This is a genomic window from Streptomyces sp. NPDC001219 (assembly GCF_053597915.1).
On record NZ_JBSFJF010000064.1, the window covers coordinates 15579 to 31559 of the forward strand.

The window sequence follows — 15981 nt, forward strand, 5'->3', positions numbered from 1 at the left end:
CGTACACACACGACACGAAGGTTCTCAGCATGTCCGCTGAATCATCTGAGCGTGCTCCGCACGCGGGCACCGGTGCCAGCTACGCGAGCGCGGGCGTCGACATCGAAGCCGGCGACCGTGCCGTGGACCTGATGAAGGAGTGGGTGAAGAAGGCCACCCGCCCCGAGGTCGTGGGCGGGCTCGGCGGCTTCGCCGGCCTCTTCGACGCCTCGGCGCTGAAGCGGTACGAGCGCCCGCTGCTGGCCTCCGCCACCGACGGCGTCGGCACGAAGGTCGACATCGCCCGCAAGATGGGCGTCTACGACAGCATCGGCCACGACCTCGTCGGCATGGTCGTCGACGACCTGGTCGTCTGCGGCGCCGAACCGCTGTTCATGACGGACTACATCTGCGTGGGCAAGGTCTACCCGGAGCGGGTCGCCGCGATCGTCAAGGGCATCGCCGAGGGCTGTGTGCTGGCCGGCTGCGCGCTGGTCGGCGGCGAGACGGCGGAGCACCCGGGCCTGCTGGGCGCGGACGAGTTCGACGTCGCCGGCGCCGGTACGGGCGTCGTCGAGGCGGACCGGGTCCTGGGCGCGGATCGTATCCGTACGGGGGACGCGGTGATCTCCATGGCGTCCTCCGGCCTTCACTCGAACGGGTACTCGCTGGTGCGCCATGTGCTCTTCGACCGGGCGGGAATGGCCCTGGACCGGGACATCCCGGAGTTCGGCCGCAGCCTGGGCGAGGAGCTCCTGGAGCCCACCAAGATCTACTCGCTGGACTGCCTGGCGCTGACCCGCACGACCGAGGTGCACGCCTTCTCGCACATCACCGGCGGCGGTCTGGCCAACAACCTCGCCCGGGTCATCCCGGACGGTCTGCACGCCACCGTCGACCGCTCGACCTGGACCCCAGGCCCGGTGTTCGACCTGGTCGGCTCGGCCGGCTCGGTCGAGCGCGGGGAGCTGGAGAAGACCCTGAACATGGGCGTCGGCATGATCGCAGTCGTGCCGCAGGGCTCCGTGGAGGCCGCGCTCACCACGCTGGCCGACCGCGGCGTGGACGCCTGGGTCAGCGGCGAGATCGTCGAGCGCGGCGAGCACGCCGAGGCAGTGACCCTGACCGGTGACTACGCGAGCTGACGGACCACACCGTCACCGTGGCCCGGACCACCGGGCCACGGCCGGTCCCGCCGCCCCGGCAGCCGTCGGTGCGGCGGCCATGGCCGCCGGTCTTCCGGGCAGCACAGAACCCGGTCCGGGCAAAGCCCAGGACCGGGTCCGTGATGCTGTTATGGGTGCCGCGAGCGCGCAGAGCGTCAAGCGCGACGACGCTGCTGAGACGAGTCGCCCTCGTCCTCTTCGTCGTCGTCGCTGTTGTACAGATCTGCGTACCGTGCGTACGGGTCGTCGTCCTCGTCCTCCTCGAACGGCTCTGCGTTCGGAGGCTGCTGGTTCGACGGTGATGCACCCAGCTCGTCGGCCAGTCGTGAGAGATCCGTCCCACCGCTGCTGTACTTCAGCTGGCGGGCGACCTTTGTCTGCTTGGCCTTGGCCCGGCCGCGCCCCATGGGTCGACCCCCTCAATGACGGGGCTCGATGGCCCCAGAGTCTTGACACGCGTTCATGGATCAGAGCGGGCTCTCGACAGAGAGACCGGCCCGTAGGGCTTTAACGGTACCTGCTTCCGCGGCCATACGGTACGTCGCCCGCATCACCCGCCGCTCGGCACGACCGGCAAGGTGCCCCGTCCCCGCTGGTCAACTGCGATTTTAACCTGTCCTGTACGGCGACCCGCCGACGGGTGGTGAGGGATATCTCCCTGATCACCCGCGGCGGGCCGCGCAAGGATCGCTTTTCGGCCGACAAGGCCGTATTTCCGGCCTCGGTCAGGAGTGCCGGGCCTCCGCCATCCGCTGCTCGGCCAGTCGGTCGGCGGCCGCGGCGGGCGGAATGCCGTCGGCCTTCGCACGAGCGAATATCGCCACGGTGGTGTCGAAGATCTTCGCCGCCTTGGTCTTGCAGCGGTCGAAGTCGAAGCCGTGCAGCTCGTCGGCCACCTGGATGACACCGCCCGCGTTCACGACGTAGTCGGGGGCGTAGAGGATGCCGCGGTCGGACAGGTCCTTCTCGATGCCGGGGTGGGCGAGCTGGTTGTTGGCCCCGCCGCACACCACCTTCGCGGTCAGCACCGGCACCGACTCATCGCTCAGCGCACCGCCCAGGGCACACGGCGCATAGACGTCCAGGCCCTCGGTGCGGATCAGCGCCTCGGTGTCCGCGACCACGGTGACCTGCGGGAACTTGGCGCGGACCCGCTCCACCGACTCGGCCCGGACATCCGTGATCACGACCTCGGCACCGTCCTGGAGGAGGTGCTCGACGAGGATGTGGCCCACCTTGCCGACGCCCGCGACGCCCACCTTGCGGCCGCGCAGAGTCGGGTCGCCCCAGGCGTGCTGCGCCGAGGCGCGCATGCCCTGGAAGACGCCGAAGGCGGTCAGCACGGAGGAGTCGCCGGCGCCGCCGTTGTCGGGGGAGCGGCCGGTGGTCCACTTGTTGGTGCGGGCGACGACGTCCATGTCGGCGACGTACGTACCGACGTCGCAGGCGGTGACATAGCGGCCCCCGAGGGAGGCCACGAACCGGCCGTAGGCGAGGAGGAGTTCCTCGGTCTTGATCAGGTCGGGGTCACCAATGATCACGGCCTTGCCGCCACCGTGGTCGAGTCCGGCCAGGGCGTTCTTGTAGGACATGCCGCGCGACAGGTTCAGGGCGTCCAGCACGGCCTCCTCTTCGGAGGCGTAGGCATGGAAGCGGGTACCGCCGAGGGCGGGGCCCAGGGCGGTGTTGTGGATGGCAATCACGGCCTTCAGGCCGCTGGCACGGTCCTGGCAGAGAACGACCTGCTCATGGCCCCCCTGCTCCGAGCGGAACAGGGTGTGCAGAACGCCGCCGTCGGTGCCGGCGGAGGCCGGACGTACGTCAGTCACTGTGGTGACTCCCATAAGTCGCGAAGGGACGCCCTCCTACGGGTGGGGAGGGCCGGTTGAAAAGAGCGTAAGACCTGCGCGGCCGGATGCCCGTTCAGGTGCCGAGGATCACCCTCTCCCGGGGGACGGGCATGGGACGATCTGGTCGTATCGCAGGCCGGCGGGGGCTTTCGGGATCTCCCGGCGGCGGACTTCCCCTTTGAAGGAGCGGGCGTGGCCCTGGCGTCGTCGGTGAAGGTCCCGTACATGGCATATCTGCGGGTCTACGAGCCGCTGGCCGCGTTCCCCGAGCCGGAGCGCTCCCACTGGGCGCGCTACGCCAAGCGGGAGAAGACCCCCACCGCCCAGGACGAGCAGCGCCGGGCGCTGGCCGATCTGCTGCCGACCCCGCCGGTGCCGGTCCCGGTACACGAGAGCGCGGACGCCTTCGTCGCCGTCGTGGACGAGGTGACCTGCGTCTGTCCCTGGCGCACCCGGCTGCGCGGCTGGCAGGCCCTGGAGTCGCTGGACGAGCTGCTGCCCGTCCCGGTGCTGGATGCGGCGCTGCCCCCGGTGGTGCGCCGGCAGGCGGCCACCGACTACGAGCAGTGGCGGGAGCGCAACCCGGACGCCCGGCCCTGGATTCGCGCGGCGACCTGGCACGTTCCGGTCCGCTGGTTCGTGCTCTTCGCCGACGGCGAGCGGGAGTACACGAAGAGCGAGCAGGGGCCGGTGCTGCGGTACCGGACGCCGATGGTGCAGGCCAGGCGGCGGGTCGCCCGTGGGCTGCGGACGCTGCGGGACGCCCTGGAAGAGGGGCCCTTGATCGACGGCCTGGTAGATGTGGGGCGCTGGCTCGAGGAATTCCATCCGCGTTCGCTCGTGGAGCTGGACTACGGAGGGCTGGTGCACGCGGTGCCCGACGGGCAGCTCGCCGAGGACCGGTCCGCCGCCGAGGTGGCGGAGGGTCTGGCGGCGCTGCGCGAAGGGGACGGCGAGCGGGCCGGAGTCGCGTACGAGAAGCTTTCTCAGCGGTGGCGTGCGGTGCGGGAACGCCAGTTCTCCAGCTGAGCGCCGGTGCGGTGCCGAGGGTTCGTGGTGCGGAAGCACCGCGTTCGCTTTTCGGTGGTGGGACGGTAAAGGACGTAGGTCCTGATCCGGGCGATTACCCCAAGCGTGACCTAAAGCACTGAGATCGGGTCTTGCTCTCAAGCCATACCCTCGTGCCAAAATAGGACAAGGAGCCCGACGCGGGCTCCTTCCGTCCAACTAAGGGCGGATAGATCGGTATTGCGTTCCTTGAGGGGTCTCGTGGCGGCTGATCACGCTGTGACTGATCGTCACGGACGGGTGACTGTCCGCTATGGCACGGTCCATCGGCATCCGCCGAGGTTGAACACCTGAGAGGGCAATTCCATCGGTTTGGCCGACGTGGCTGGACAGATGGTGTAGTTGTAGTGCCGAGGACAAGCCGTTCGTCCTATAACCGACTCGGCCCGCGTCCGCCATTTCGGGCAACGTGGGTCAAGGTGCAGAATTTAGAGGAAAGAACCGTGATGGTTCGGTTCTCCCGAGGAGGCCGCTCATGACCGCTCGCACCCCTGACGCCGAGCCGCTGCTTACCCCTGCTGAGGTCGCCACGATGTTCCGCGTGGACCCGAAGACGGTGACCCGCTGGGCCAAGGCAGGCAAGCTCACGTCCATCCGCACGCTCGGAGGACACCGGCGTTACCGCGAGGCTGAGGTCCGCGCACTGCTCGCGGGCATTCCGCAGCAGCGCAGCGAGGCCTGAACAACCGCATAACCAGGACGTTTTCGGGGCCCCCAACCCGAAAGCGCCCGCTTTGCGCCACAGCTCTACCGCTTCACACAGCTTCATACGACGCGGCGCCTGCCCCACAGGCCCCTCACCCGCTCCACTTGGGTACGTCATCGATCGCGCTGGACTCCGCCGGGTCCAGCGCGATTTTTTTCGTGTGCGCCCGCTTCAGGGCCTGCCGGGGCGGTCGGGCCGGCCTGGCGCCGGCGCCCTCCCGGGTGGCGGTCAGGGGGTCTTCAGGGGCCCTCTCAGGGCCGTTGTGCGCGGACCCCGAGTCCCCTTGCGGAAGTCGCCTGAGGGCAAGTGCAATTGCACATATTAAATTGACCGGTTGTAGGGCGGGTGTAAGTTCCGCATCACGCCAAACTTGTTCGGTGACACCCGTCACACGGCCCGATACTTGAAGACGATACTTCCGCTGCGATAGAGAACTCCGCTCGCCACACCCAACAGGCTGCCACCGCACGGCGGGTGGCACAGGCGCCGGTGGTCACCGGGTCGCGGGACTTTCGTCCCCGTCCGCTGACGGCTCGCAGACGGTCGCGGACGAGGCGGTGGCGGATTCGGGCGCCGGAGGCTCTGAGCGGGCCGTGTGCGGCTCCATGGCGAGCCGTTGCAGCTGATGGCAGACGGGGCAGTGCCGCGTCAGATGCCGGTAGCCCGTGGCGGCCGCCAGATGCGCCCGCAGCAGTGCCCTGGTCTCGTGCCGTACCGCAGTCGTCATTGCGCATACCTCCCCGGCCCCCACGCCTTCCTCAGTGAGTACCGGCGGTACGTGCCGCCGTCAATACAGCGGGCGGCAATCCGGCTACGGTCCGCATCCGATGGGGCGGGAAATGGCCGGTGGCGCGGCGGCCGCGTGGGGGAGGGGAGTGTGGTGGCCGGAGGGCGGTCGGGGAGGCGGCCCGGACCGGGGTGCGGCCGCGGGCCGTGGGGTGTGACCTGACGGGGTGTGGGGGTGCCGGGCAGCGGCTCTCCGCCGGGCCGGTCCGGGCAGCAGAACGGCCCGCATCCGAGAGGGATGCGGGCCGTAGAAATGCGGTCCTGACGGGATTTGAACCCGCGGCCTCCACCTTGACAGGGTGGCGAGCACTCCAAACTGCTCCACAGGACCTTGCGTTTTGCTTTCCGCTTGCGGCGGGCTGCGAAGCAAGACTCTACAGCAGGTCAGGGGGTGCGGTCGAACTCGCTACCGGAAGCCCTGTTTCCTACGGCGCGGCGGCGTCCACGGCCTTCACGATCCGCTTGTCGGAGACCGGGTACGCGGTCCCCAGGGCGTGTGCGAAGTAGCTCACCCGGAGCTCCTCGATCATCCAGCGGATCTCCAGGGCCGCGGCCGGCACCGGGCGGCCCTGCGGGAACTGCTCCAGCAGCCAGGCGTATTCGTCCTGCATCTCCTTCACCTTCGCCATACGGGTGCGGTCCCGCTCGGCGTGGGTGGGCAGCTGCTGCAGACGGCGGTCGGCGGCCACCAGATAGCGCATCAGGTCCGGCAGCCGCTTGGCGCCGTGCGCCGTCACGAAGCCGGGCCTGATCAGCGTCGCCAGCTGTTCCTTGATGTCCGTGAGGGACGGCAGGAGGGAGGGGAAGGTGGTCTCCTTCAGCCGGCGCTCGCAGGCCTGCCAGGCGGCCAGCACCTCCTGGACCTGCTGGATGGTCTTCAGGGTGACATCCACCAGGTCGGCGCGGACCGCGTCGAACAGCTTCCGGAAGGACTCCTCGTCCCACGCCGGGCCGCCGTGGGCCGCGATCAGCCGGTCCGCGGCGGCGGTGACGCAGTCCTCGAAGAGCGCCGCGATGGAGCCGTGCGGATTACGGGACAGCGCCAGCTTCTGCTGGTTGCTCAGCCTGCCCTGGGCGAACTTGGCCGGATTGGACGGGATGTTCAGCAGGATGAGCCGGCGGGTGCCCGCCCACATCGCGGTGAGCTGCTCGGCCTCGGTGTCGAAGAGGCGTACGGCGACGCTGCTGCCCTCGTCGACCAGCGCCGGGTAGGCCTTCAGGGGCTGGCCGGCCCGCCGGGTCTCGAAGGTGCGCGGCAGGGTGCCCAGGGTCCAGGACGTCAGCCCGGTCCGCTGCTCGGGGGCGCCCGGCGCCCGTCCGTCGCCCCCGCCGCCCTTGCGGTCCCCGGCGGGCCGCTCGGCGGCCTGCTCGAAGGCCTTGGAGATGGCCGCCCTGGTCTTCGGCTTGAGCTGCAGCCGCAGCGCCTCCAGGTCCTTGGCCTCGGCGAGCTTGCGGCGCCGCTCGTCGACCACCCGGAAGGTGATCTTGAGGTGGTCCGGGACCCTGGCGGTGTCGAAGTCAGCGGCCTCCACGGGCACGCCGACCATCCGCTGCAGCCCCGCGGCCAGAGAGGCCGTCAGGGCGCCCTGCAGGGGAACCGTGGAGTCGAGGAAGCGGGCCGCGAAGTTCGGGGCCGGGACATAGTTGCGCCGGATCGGCTTGGGCAGGGACCGGATCAGCTCCGTCACCAGCTGCTCGCGCAGGCCGGGGATCTGCCAGTCGAAGCCCTCGGAGGAGGCCTGGTTGAGGACCTGGAGGGGGATGTGGACGGTCACACCGTCCGCGTCCGCACCCGGCTCGAACTGGTAGGTGACCTTGAACTTCAGCTTTCCCTGCCGCCAGGAGTCCGGGTAGTCGTCCTTCGTGACGGCCTCGGCGGACTCGTTGATGAGCATGGAGTGCTCGAAGTTCAGCAGCTCCGGCTCGTCGCGGTGCTTCGTCTTCCACCAGGCGTCGAAGTGCGCGCCGGAGACCACGTCCGCCGGGATGCGCTGGTCGTAGAAGTCGAAGAGCGTCTCGTCGTCCACGAGGATGTCGCGGCGCCGGGCGCGGTGCTCCAACTCCTCGACCTCGCCGAGGAGTTTGCGGTTGTCATGGAAGAACTGGTGGTGGGTGCGCCAGTCGCCCTCGACCAGGGCGTTGCGGATGAACAGGTCGCGCGAGGTCTCCGGATCGATCCGGCCGTAGGCGATCTTGCGCTGGGCGACGATCGGGACGCCGTAGAGCGTCACCCGCTCGTAGGCCATCACCGCGGCCATCTTCTGTTCCCAGTGCGGCTCGCTGTACGTCCGTTTGACCAGGTGCTGGGCGAGCGGCTCGATCCACTCCGGCTCGATCCGGGCGTTCACCCGCGCCCACAGGCGGGAGGTCTCGACCAGCTCGGCGGACATCACCCAGCGCGGGGGCTTCTTGAAGAGCGCGGAGCCGGGGAAGACCGCGAACTTGGCGCTGCGGGCGCCCAGATAGTCGTTCTTGGCTTCCGTGTCCTTGAGGCCGATATGCGAAAGCAAACCGGAAAGCAGGGAGGTGTGGATGTGCTCCGGGGCCGCGTCCTCCTCGCTGAGGTGGATGCCCATGGTCTTGGCGACCGAACGCAGCTGGGAGTAGATGTCCTGCCACTCGCGTATCCGCAGGTAGTTCAGGAACTCGCCGCGGCACATCCGGCGGAAGGCCGACGAGGACAGTTCCTTCTGCCGCTCGCGGACATACCGCCAGAGGCTGAGGAACGCGAGGAAGTCGGAGGTCTCGTCCTTGAAGCGGGCGTGCTGCTGGTCGGCCTGCTGCTGCTTGTCCGCGGGCCGCTCGCGCGGGTCCTGGATGGACAGCGCCGCCGCGATGACCATGACCTCGCGGACACAGCCGTTACGGTCCGCCTCCAGCACCATCCGCGCCAGCCGCGGGTCGACCGGCAGCTGGGAGAGCTTGCGGCCCATCGGCGTCAGCCGCTTCTTGGGGTCCTTCTGCTTGGCGTCGAGCGCGCCCAGCTCGCTCAGCAGGTCGACGCCGTCCTTGATGTTGCGGCGGTCCGGCGGATCGATGAACGGGAACTTCTCGATGTCACCGAGACCGGCCGCGGTCATCTGCAGGATGACGGAGGCGAGGTTCGTCCGCAGGATCTCCGCGTCGGTGAACTCGGGGCGGGAGAGGAAGTCGTCCTCGGAGTAGAGGCGGATGCAGATGCCGTCGCTGGTACGGCCGCAGCGGCCCTTGCGCTGGTTGGCGCTGGCCTGGGAGACCGGCTCGATGGGCAGCCGCTGGACCTTGGTGCGGTAGCTGTAGCGGGAGATCCGGGCCATGCCCGGGTCGATGACGTACTTGATGCCCGGGACGGTCAGCGAGGTCTCGGCGACGTTGGTGGCCAGCACGATCCGCCGGCCGGTGTGCCGCTGGAAGACGCGGTGCTGCTCGGCGTGCGACAGCCGGGCGTACAGCGGGAGGACCTCGGTGGCCGGGAGGTTCTTCTTGTTGAGCGCGTCCGCGGTGTCGCGGATCTCCCGCTCGCCGGAGAGGAAGACCAGGATGTCGCCGGGCCCGGCGGACCGCAGCTCGTCCACGGCGTCGCAGATCGCGGTGATCTGGTCGCGGTCCGCGTCCTGGCCGCCCTCCTCCAGCAGCGGGCGGTAGCGCACCTCCACCGGATAGGTCCGGCCGGAGACCTCGACGACCGGCGCGCTCGGCCGCGTCTCCTCCTCGCTCCCGGAGGCGCCGTCCCGGGAACCGGCGCGGTCCGGCGCCGCCCCTACGGACGCGAAGCTGCCGAAGTGCCGGGCGAACCGCTCCGGGTCGATGGTCGCCGAGGTGATGACGACCTTGAGGTCCGGGCGCCGGGGCAGCAGCTGGGCCAGATAGCCCAGGATGAAGTCGATGTTGAGGCTGCGCTCGTGCGCCTCGTCGATGATGATCGTGTCGTACTGGCGCAGCTCCCGGTCCGTCTGGATCTCGGCGAGCAGGATGCCGTCCGTCATCAGCTTGACGAGGGTGTCCCCGCCGACCTGGTCGGTGAAGCGGACCTTCCAGCCGACGGCCTCGCCCAGCGGGGTCTTCAGCTCCTCGGCCACCCGCTCGGCGACGGTACGGGCCGCGATCCGGCGCGGCTGGGTGTGCCCGATCAGGCCCCGGACGCCACGGCCGAGTTCCAGACAGATCTTGGGGATCTGGGTCGTCTTGCCGGAGCCGGTCTCACCGGCGACGATCACGACCTGGTGGTCGCGGATCGCGGTGAGGATCTCGTCCTTCTTCTGGCTGACCGGCAGCTCTTCCGGATACGTGATCTCGGGTACCGCGGCGCGCCGCTGCTCGACCCGCAGCTCCGCCTCGTCGACACCGCCGGCGATCTCCGCCAGCACCGCCGCACGGGCCTCGGGCTTACGGATACGGCGCGCACCGTCGAGCCGTCGCCCCAGCCGCTGCTGATCGCGCAGCATCAGCTCGGGCAGACGTTCCAGCAGGTCGGAGAGGCCGGGAGCGGGGGTGCCGGGCAGCGCGGGAGCAGAGCCGTCGGGCAGGGCGGAGGCAGGCTGACTGGACATACGTCCCCCAGGATCTCACCTCGCCTGAACGACTGGCGAACCATTTGCCGGGGCGGGCGCCGCCCTGACCGCCGGACCGCTCGCCGGACCGCCCGCCGGGGACCCCGCCGGGCCCGGCTGCCGCGCGGGGCCACCCGCCTTTCGGCGCGGCGGCACCGCCGTCCGGATGGCGGCGACAAGCGGGCAGATGTCGGAAAAGGGGATGACGGCAGCATTGTCGTGTACGCGAGAATGCCCGTATGGATAAGGGAATACGACGCGTTGCGGGCGTTGTCATGATGGTCGCCGGTATCGCCCTCGCTGCCTGGCTGGTGTTCGGCGCGCCGCACGACTGGGAGGGTGATGTGCGGCTGGTGAAGATGGCAATGGGCTTCGCAGCGACAGGGGCGATCACCTGGGGTGCCGGGCTGGTTTTCTGGCAGCCGAAGCATGAACGCTCCGAGAGCGCCGATATCGCCTAACGACGAAAAGGGCCCCGATTCGATGAATCGGGGCCCTTTTCCAATGGGTGTGGCTGGGGCCGGGGTCGAACCGGCGACCTATCGCTTTTCAGGCGATCGCTCGTACCAACTGAGCTACCCAGCCGCAGCGGTCCTGACGGGATTTGAACCCGCGGCCTCCACCTTGACAGGGTGGCGAGCACTCCAAACTGCTCCACAGGACCTTGCATTGTGCGAAAGCGGCGCAAGCCATTCTCACACACGATGTTGCGTGCCCCCAACGGGATTCGAACCCGTGCTACCGCCTTGAAAGGGCGGCGTCCTGGGCCACTAGACGATGAGGGCTGGTGGCCACCTTGGCGTCGTTACCGGCGCCGTCGGGGACGTGAGAAGCATATGGGATGGGAGGACGGTTCGCCAAAACGGTTTAGCGGGGGCGGTCGGAAGCACTCCTGGCCGGGCGCGCGGAAGGGCCGGACGAGGGGCCGGACGGCGGGCTGGCGGACGGGGCCGCCGAGGGCGGGGAGCCGGACGGGGAAGGCGTGGCGCCCGGTTGGTTCTCGTGGGGGAGGTGGCGGCTGACCTCGGCCCGGGACAGGCCCAGTCCGCCGAGGGTGATCTCGTCCCACGCCTGCAGCCGTTTCGTCGTGCGGTCCAGATAGAGCACCGATGCCTGGACCGGCTCGGGCTTCTTGTTGTGCACCGCGCGCAGACCGCCGCCGCCCGTGGAGCCCTGGACCATCAGCCGGGTGCCCTGGGGGAGCAGGGTGTGTGCGCGGTGGTGGAGATGGCCGGCCAGTGCCAGCGGGGCGAGGCCGTCCGCCTCGGTCACGGCGGCGGGGTTGTGGGCCAGCGCGATGTCGACGGGGGTGCCGGCCAGCCGCTGGGTGCGCAGCGCGTCGGCGAGGTGGCCGCCGGCGGTGCGCTCGGCGGGGTCGCCGGCCGCCACGACGGAGCGGTCCGGGGTGAACTGCGGATCGCCGACGCCCGCGATGCGTACGCCCGCGATCCGGGTCACCTCGCCGTGGTCGAGGACGGTGACGTGGCGGCGGCCGGTCAGGTACTTCTGCGTGCCCCGTGAGTCGTGGTTGCCGCGCACCCACACGTAGGGGGCGCCGAGGGTGGAGGCCGGGTCCAGGAAGTGGTTCTCGGCGGCCGAGCCGTGGTCCATGGTGTCGCCGGTGTCGACGATCACGTTGATCCGGTACTGCTTCACCAGGGAGGCGATGATCCGCCAGGCGGCCGGGTTGAGGTGGATGTCGGAGACGTGCAGGACGCGGAGGGTGGTGGGGTCCGGCTGGTAGGCGGGCAGCGTCGAGGTGGCGTCGTAGAGCTTGGTGACGTTGGTCACCAGGCGCGCCAACTCCTTCTGGTAGACGTCGAATTCGCTGACGATGCTCCGGGCGTTGCCGACCACCGAGGGGGCCGAGGTGAGCAGTCCGGAGAACTTCGGCTCCAGTACGGACTCGGGGTTCCAGGTGGCGTAGGCGGTGCCCGCGGAGGCGGCCAGCAGGGTGAGTGCCAGACCGCCGGCGGCCAGGGCGCGGCGCGGGCGGCGGTAGACGGCCAGGGCCAGCGCGGTGGCGCCGGACGTCACGGCGACGCAGGAGTGCAGCGCCAGTCCCAGGGCGCCGCGGGTGACGTCGTGGGTGACCTCGGCCTGGAGGCCGGCGAACCGTTCGGGGTGGTCGACCAGCGCCTGGGAGCGGACCGGGTCCAGTCGGTCGACGTCGACGTCGAGCCGCAGGGGCGCGTGGTGGCTGCGCAGTTCCAGGTCGCCGAGCGGCGCGACGTCTATCCGGGTGCCGCCGGTCAGGGAGGGGCGCAGCGCCATGCTGGTGTCCATCGGGCCGACGGGGACCCGGATACCGCCGATCAGCAGCAGTCCCAGCCCGGCGCCGATGACGGTGACGGCGGTCAGGCCGAGCGCGGAGCGCCAGGGGCGGTGCGGGGTGCCGTCGAGCGGGGAGGGGGCCGTACGGCGGGAGCGGCGGACGGCTGCCGGGAGGGCGGGCAGCCCGCCCAGGCCGGTGGGGAGCAGGCGGTGCAGGGGGCTTCGCGGGGTGTCGGAGGTCGGTGTCCGGGAGCGCGCTGCGCGGGCCATTGGTCCCGTATGCCCGTCCCCGGTGCCCGTTAAGCGAGGAACGGCGGCTTCCGGTTGGGGTGCGGAGCGGCGGGCGGGCCGCGACGATCGGTGGGGAGGCGCCGTGGCGGAGAATGGTGGTGTGCTGGAAATGACGCGCGAGGAGTTCGAGGAACTGGTCGCCGAGGCGCTGGACCGGATTCCGCCGGAGCTGACCCGGCTGATGGACAACGTGGCGGTCTTCGTCGAGGACGAACCTCCCGCCGAGGAGCCCGAGCTGCTCGGGCTCTACGAGGGGACGCCGCTGACCGACCGGGGGGAGTGGTACGCGGGGGTGCTGCCGGACCGGATCACGGTCTACCGGGGGCCGACGCTGCGGATGTGCGCGACCCGCGAGGACGTGGTCGCGGAGACCGAGGTGACGGTCGTTCATGAGATCGCGCACCACTTCGGTATCGACGACGAGCGGCTGCACGCGCTGGGCTACGGCTAGGAGGCCGGGAGGGCCGCCGGCCCCCGGAAACCGCGTGCCCGGTGCGATCCGCCGGGCGTGGCGCGTGTCCTCGGGCGGGGGGCGGGAGTTGGGCAGGGCGTCCGTACCGCCGTCCCTGCGTTCCGGATGATCCGGAGGTCCCGCCGTGCGCCCGAGCCCGCACCATCAGTCGTCCCCGACGCCGACACCGTCCCCGTCGTCGTCCCCTGCCCCCGCGCCCGTGCCGCGTTCGCCCGCGGTCCGGGTGCGCTCCCGTGCCGCCGCCGCGGCCATGGCCGTCTCCGCGCTGGCCGCGGCGCTGGCCGGCTGTATGAGCGTGAGCGACCCGGAGGAGCCGAAACCGTCCGGCAGCACCGCGCGGCACGACGGCAAGGACGCGGGGACCGGCCCCAACGGGGTGACCGTGGACGGCCGTGGTGACGGACCGCGCCGGATGGGGCGCGACGGCGAGGACCGCCGGGCCGGCGGCAAGGGCAAGGCGGGCAAGCGGTCGAAGAGCGAGAAGCCGGAGCCGTCCGAGCCCGGTACGCCGTCCCACCCCGTGCAGCCGTCCGGCCCCGAGCCGGACGCGGGCGGCGGCCACGACGGCTCCGGCGGCCACGGCGGACGCCCCGGCCACACCGAGCCCTCGCCGCCCCGCCCCGACCACCCGGCCACCCCGCCGGCCTCGGCCCCGCCCAGCACGCCACCCGCGCAGCCGAGCCCGCCGGCGAGCAGTCCTCCGCCGCCGCCGAGCTCCCATGCCTCCGGTCCGTCACCGGTCTCGCCGATGGCGTCACAGTCGGAGCAGTCGGGGCTCTACGACGAGGAGGCGTGAGGGGTTCCGGGCGGCGCGGACGGGTTTGTCCGGGGGAGCGGACGGCCCGGCCCGCAGGTCATTTGCCATCCGGGGGGCGGAGTGCGTATGGTGGTAGATCGTTTGATCCCATTTGCCCGGCGCCAGAACAGAAGCGCGCCGCGTGGCGCGTTCTCTCCCTTGCCGTGGCTGACCGCATAGAGGCGGTCGTGTGAAACACACGGAGTTTGGGCGCGTGCCGAGACTCCGGAAGGTTTCGCATTTCGCATGTCCATTTCCACTGAGCAGTCCGTCATGCCCGCACTCGACGAGCAGACGGTTCCCGAGGTGACGGCGGCCGACGAGGCGCCCGAGACCGACGCGGCGGAAGCCGCCACCGACACCGTCACCTTCGCCGACCTCGGACTGCCCGAGGGCGTCGTCCGCAAGCTCGCGCAGAACGGCGTCACCACCCCCTTCCCGATCCAGGCCGCGACCATCCCGGACGCCCTGGCCGGCAAGGACATCCTCGGCCGTGGCCGCACCGGCTCCGGCAAGACGCTCTCCTTCGGTCTGCCGACCCTGGCCACGCTGGCCGACGGCCGCACCGAGAAGAAGAAGCCGCGCGCCGTCATCCTCACCCCGACCCGTGAGCTCGCGATGCAGGTCGCGGACGCGCTCCAGCCCTACGGCGATGTGCTCGGCCTGAAGATGAAGGTCGTCTGCGGCGGTACGTCCATGGGCAACCAGATCTACGCCCTGGAGCGCGGCGTCGACATCCTCGTCGCCACCCCGGGCCGGCTGCGCGACATCATCAACCGTGGCGCCTGCTCCCTGGAGGACGTCCAGGTCGCGGTCCTCGACGAGGCCGACCAGATGTCCGACCTGGGCTTCCTGCCCGAGGTCACCGAGCTGCTGGACCAGGTGCCCGCGGGCGGCCAGCGGATGCTGTTCTCCGCCACGATGGAGAACGAGATCGGCACGCTGGTCAAGCGCTACCTGACCAACCCGGTTAGCCACGAGGTCGACAGCGCCCAGGGCAACGTCACCACCATGACCCACCACGTCCTGGTCGTGAAGCCGAAGGACAAGGCGCCGGTCACCGCCGCCATCGCCGCCCGCAAGGGCCGCACCATCATCTTCGTCCGCACCCAGCTGGGCGCCGACCGCATCGCCGAGCAGCTCGTCGAGTCCGGCGTGAAGGCGGACGCGCTGCACGGCGGCATGACGCAGGGCGCGCGCACCCGGGTCCTCGCGGACTTCAAGGACGGCTACGTCAACGCGCTGGTCGCCACCGACGTCGCCGCCCGCGGTATCCACGTCGACGGCATCGACCTGGTCCTGAACGTCGACCCGGCCGGTGACCACAAGGACTACCTGCACCGTTCGGGCCGTACCGCCCGCGCCGGCCAGTCCGGCACCGTCGTCTCGCTGTCGCTGCCGCACCAGCGCCGCCAGATCTTCCGGCTGATGGAGGACGCGGGCGTGGACGCCTCGCGCCACATCGTCGGCGGCTCCGGTGCCTTCGACGAGGACGTCGCCCGGATCACCGGTGCGCGCTCGCTCACCGAGGTCCAGGCCGACGGTGCGAACAACTCCGCCAAGCAGGCCGAGCGCGAGGTGGCCGAGGTCACCCGCGAGCTGGAGCGTCTGCAGCGCCGCGCCACCGAGCTGCGCGAGGAGGCCGACCGGCTGACCGCCCGCGCCGCCCGTGAGCGGGGCGAGGACCCGGCCGAGGCGCTGGCCGCCGCTGCCGAGACCGCCGCCGCCGAGGTGGCCGAGGCCGCCGTTCCGGCCCAGGCCGCGTCGGACGAGCGCCGCGACGACCGGGGCAACTTCGAGCGCCGGGACCGTCGTGACGACCGCTCCGGCGGCCGTTCCTTCGACCGTGACCGTCGCGACGACCGGGGCGGCTTCAACCGTGACCGTCGTGACGACCGTTCCGGTGGGCGTTCCTTCGACCGTCGTGACGAGCGTTCCGGTGGCGGGTTCAACCGTGAGCGTCGCGATGACCGTTCCGGTGGGCGTTCCTTCGACCGTCGTGACGAGCGTTCCGGTGGCGGGTTCAACCGTGAGCGTCGCGATGACCGTTCCGGTGGGCGTTCG

The 15981-nt window shown here is 70.6% G+C and carries 12 protein-coding genes and 4 tRNA genes; 7 read left to right on the forward strand and 9 right to left on the reverse strand.

The annotated features are described in order from the left end of the window. The first annotated feature begins 29 nt into the window (after nucleotides 1–29). Nucleotides 30–1124: a phosphoribosylformylglycinamidine cyclo-ligase gene (gene purM / locus ACWC9R_RS29960; protein WP_450736174.1), complete on the forward strand. Its 1095-nt coding sequence runs from the start codon at nucleotides 30–32 to the stop codon at nucleotides 1122–1124. Nucleotides 1125–1300: 176 nt separating this feature from the next. Here purM and ACWC9R_RS29965 read toward each other — a convergent pair whose 3' ends face one another. Continuing rightward, nucleotides 1301–1552: a DUF3073 domain-containing protein gene (locus ACWC9R_RS29965; protein ID WP_030086208.1), complete on the reverse strand. Its 252-nt coding sequence runs from the start codon at nucleotides 1550–1552 to the stop codon at nucleotides 1301–1303. A 318-nt stretch (nucleotides 1553–1870) separates the two neighbouring features. Then, complete coding sequence (locus ACWC9R_RS29970; protein ID WP_450736176.1) at nucleotides 1871–2989, reverse strand: Leu/Phe/Val dehydrogenase; 1119 nt, start codon at nucleotides 2987–2989, stop codon at nucleotides 1871–1873. A 198-nt stretch (nucleotides 2990–3187) separates the two neighbouring features. Between ACWC9R_RS29970 and ACWC9R_RS29975 the strand changes: the two genes are divergently transcribed. Together ACWC9R_RS29975 and bldC are read left to right on the forward strand one after the other, a co-directional pair. Further along, nucleotides 3188–4024: a hypothetical protein gene (locus tag ACWC9R_RS29975; protein WP_450736178.1), complete on the forward strand. Its 837-nt coding sequence runs from the start codon at nucleotides 3188–3190 to the stop codon at nucleotides 4022–4024. 514 nt (nucleotides 4025–4538) lie between these two features. Beyond that, on the forward strand, nucleotides 4539–4745 hold the full coding sequence (bldC, locus tag ACWC9R_RS29980) for a developmental transcriptional regulator BldC (protein ID WP_003949541.1): 207 nt from the start codon (nucleotides 4539–4541) through the stop codon (nucleotides 4743–4745). Between the two features lie 517 nt (nucleotides 4746–5262). Here bldC and ACWC9R_RS29985 read toward each other — a convergent pair. The 3 genes from ACWC9R_RS29985 to hrpA all read right to left on the reverse strand — a co-directional run bounded on the left by ACWC9R_RS29985 (nucleotide 5263) and on the right by hrpA (nucleotide 10084). Further along, nucleotides 5263–5496 (reverse strand): DUF6274 family protein, encoded by a 234-nt coding sequence (locus ACWC9R_RS29985; protein ID WP_450736179.1) that lies wholly within the window; start codon nucleotides 5494–5496, stop codon nucleotides 5263–5265. 315 nt (nucleotides 5497–5811) lie between these two features. After that, nucleotides 5812–5886 (reverse strand) — tRNA-Asp (locus ACWC9R_RS29990). A gap of 94 nt (nucleotides 5887–5980) precedes the next feature. After that, nucleotides 5981–10084, reverse strand: coding sequence for an ATP-dependent RNA helicase HrpA (hrpA, locus tag ACWC9R_RS29995; protein ID WP_450736181.1), 4104 nt, complete (start codon nucleotides 10082–10084; stop codon nucleotides 5981–5983). A 239-nt stretch (nucleotides 10085–10323) separates the two neighbouring features. Here hrpA and ACWC9R_RS30000 point away from each other — a divergent pair, with 239 nt between their 5' ends. After that, nucleotides 10324–10545 (forward strand): hypothetical protein, encoded by a 222-nt coding sequence (locus ACWC9R_RS30000; RefSeq protein WP_450736183.1) that lies wholly within the window; start codon nucleotides 10324–10326, stop codon nucleotides 10543–10545. Nucleotides 10546–10595: 50 nt separating this feature from the next. Here ACWC9R_RS30000 and ACWC9R_RS30005 read toward each other — a convergent pair. The 4 genes from ACWC9R_RS30005 to ACWC9R_RS30020 form a co-directional block, all read right to left on the reverse strand. After that, nucleotides 10596–10669: transfer RNA gene (locus ACWC9R_RS30005), tRNA-Phe, on the reverse strand. A 4-nt stretch (nucleotides 10670–10673) separates the two neighbouring features. After that, nucleotides 10674–10748, reverse strand: a tRNA-Asp gene (locus tag ACWC9R_RS30010). A 48-nt stretch (nucleotides 10749–10796) separates the two neighbouring features. Further along, nucleotides 10797–10869, reverse strand: a tRNA-Glu gene (locus ACWC9R_RS30015). An 82-nt stretch (nucleotides 10870–10951) separates the two neighbouring features. After that, nucleotides 10952–12628, reverse strand: a complete 1677-nt coding sequence (locus ACWC9R_RS30020; RefSeq protein WP_450736184.1) for a metallophosphoesterase family protein — start codon at nucleotides 12626–12628, stop codon at nucleotides 10952–10954. A gap of 121 nt (nucleotides 12629–12749) precedes the next feature. Between ACWC9R_RS30020 and ACWC9R_RS30025 the strand changes: the two genes are divergently transcribed. The 3 genes from ACWC9R_RS30025 to ACWC9R_RS30035 form a co-directional block, all read left to right on the forward strand. Next, the gene (locus ACWC9R_RS30025) at nucleotides 12750–13100 is read left to right on the forward strand and encodes a metallopeptidase family protein (RefSeq protein WP_450736186.1); all 351 of its coding nucleotides are present in this window, start codon (nucleotides 12750–12752) and stop codon (nucleotides 13098–13100) included. A gap of 220 nt (nucleotides 13101–13320) precedes the next feature. Continuing rightward, the gene (locus ACWC9R_RS30030; RefSeq protein WP_450736188.1) at nucleotides 13321–13917 is read left to right on the forward strand and encodes a hypothetical protein; all 597 of its coding nucleotides are present in this window, start codon (nucleotides 13321–13323) and stop codon (nucleotides 13915–13917) included. 246 nt (nucleotides 13918–14163) lie between these two features. Then, a partial coding sequence (locus tag ACWC9R_RS30035; protein ID WP_450736189.1) for a DEAD/DEAH box helicase occupies nucleotides 14164–15981 on the forward strand: 1818 nt, incomplete at its 3' end.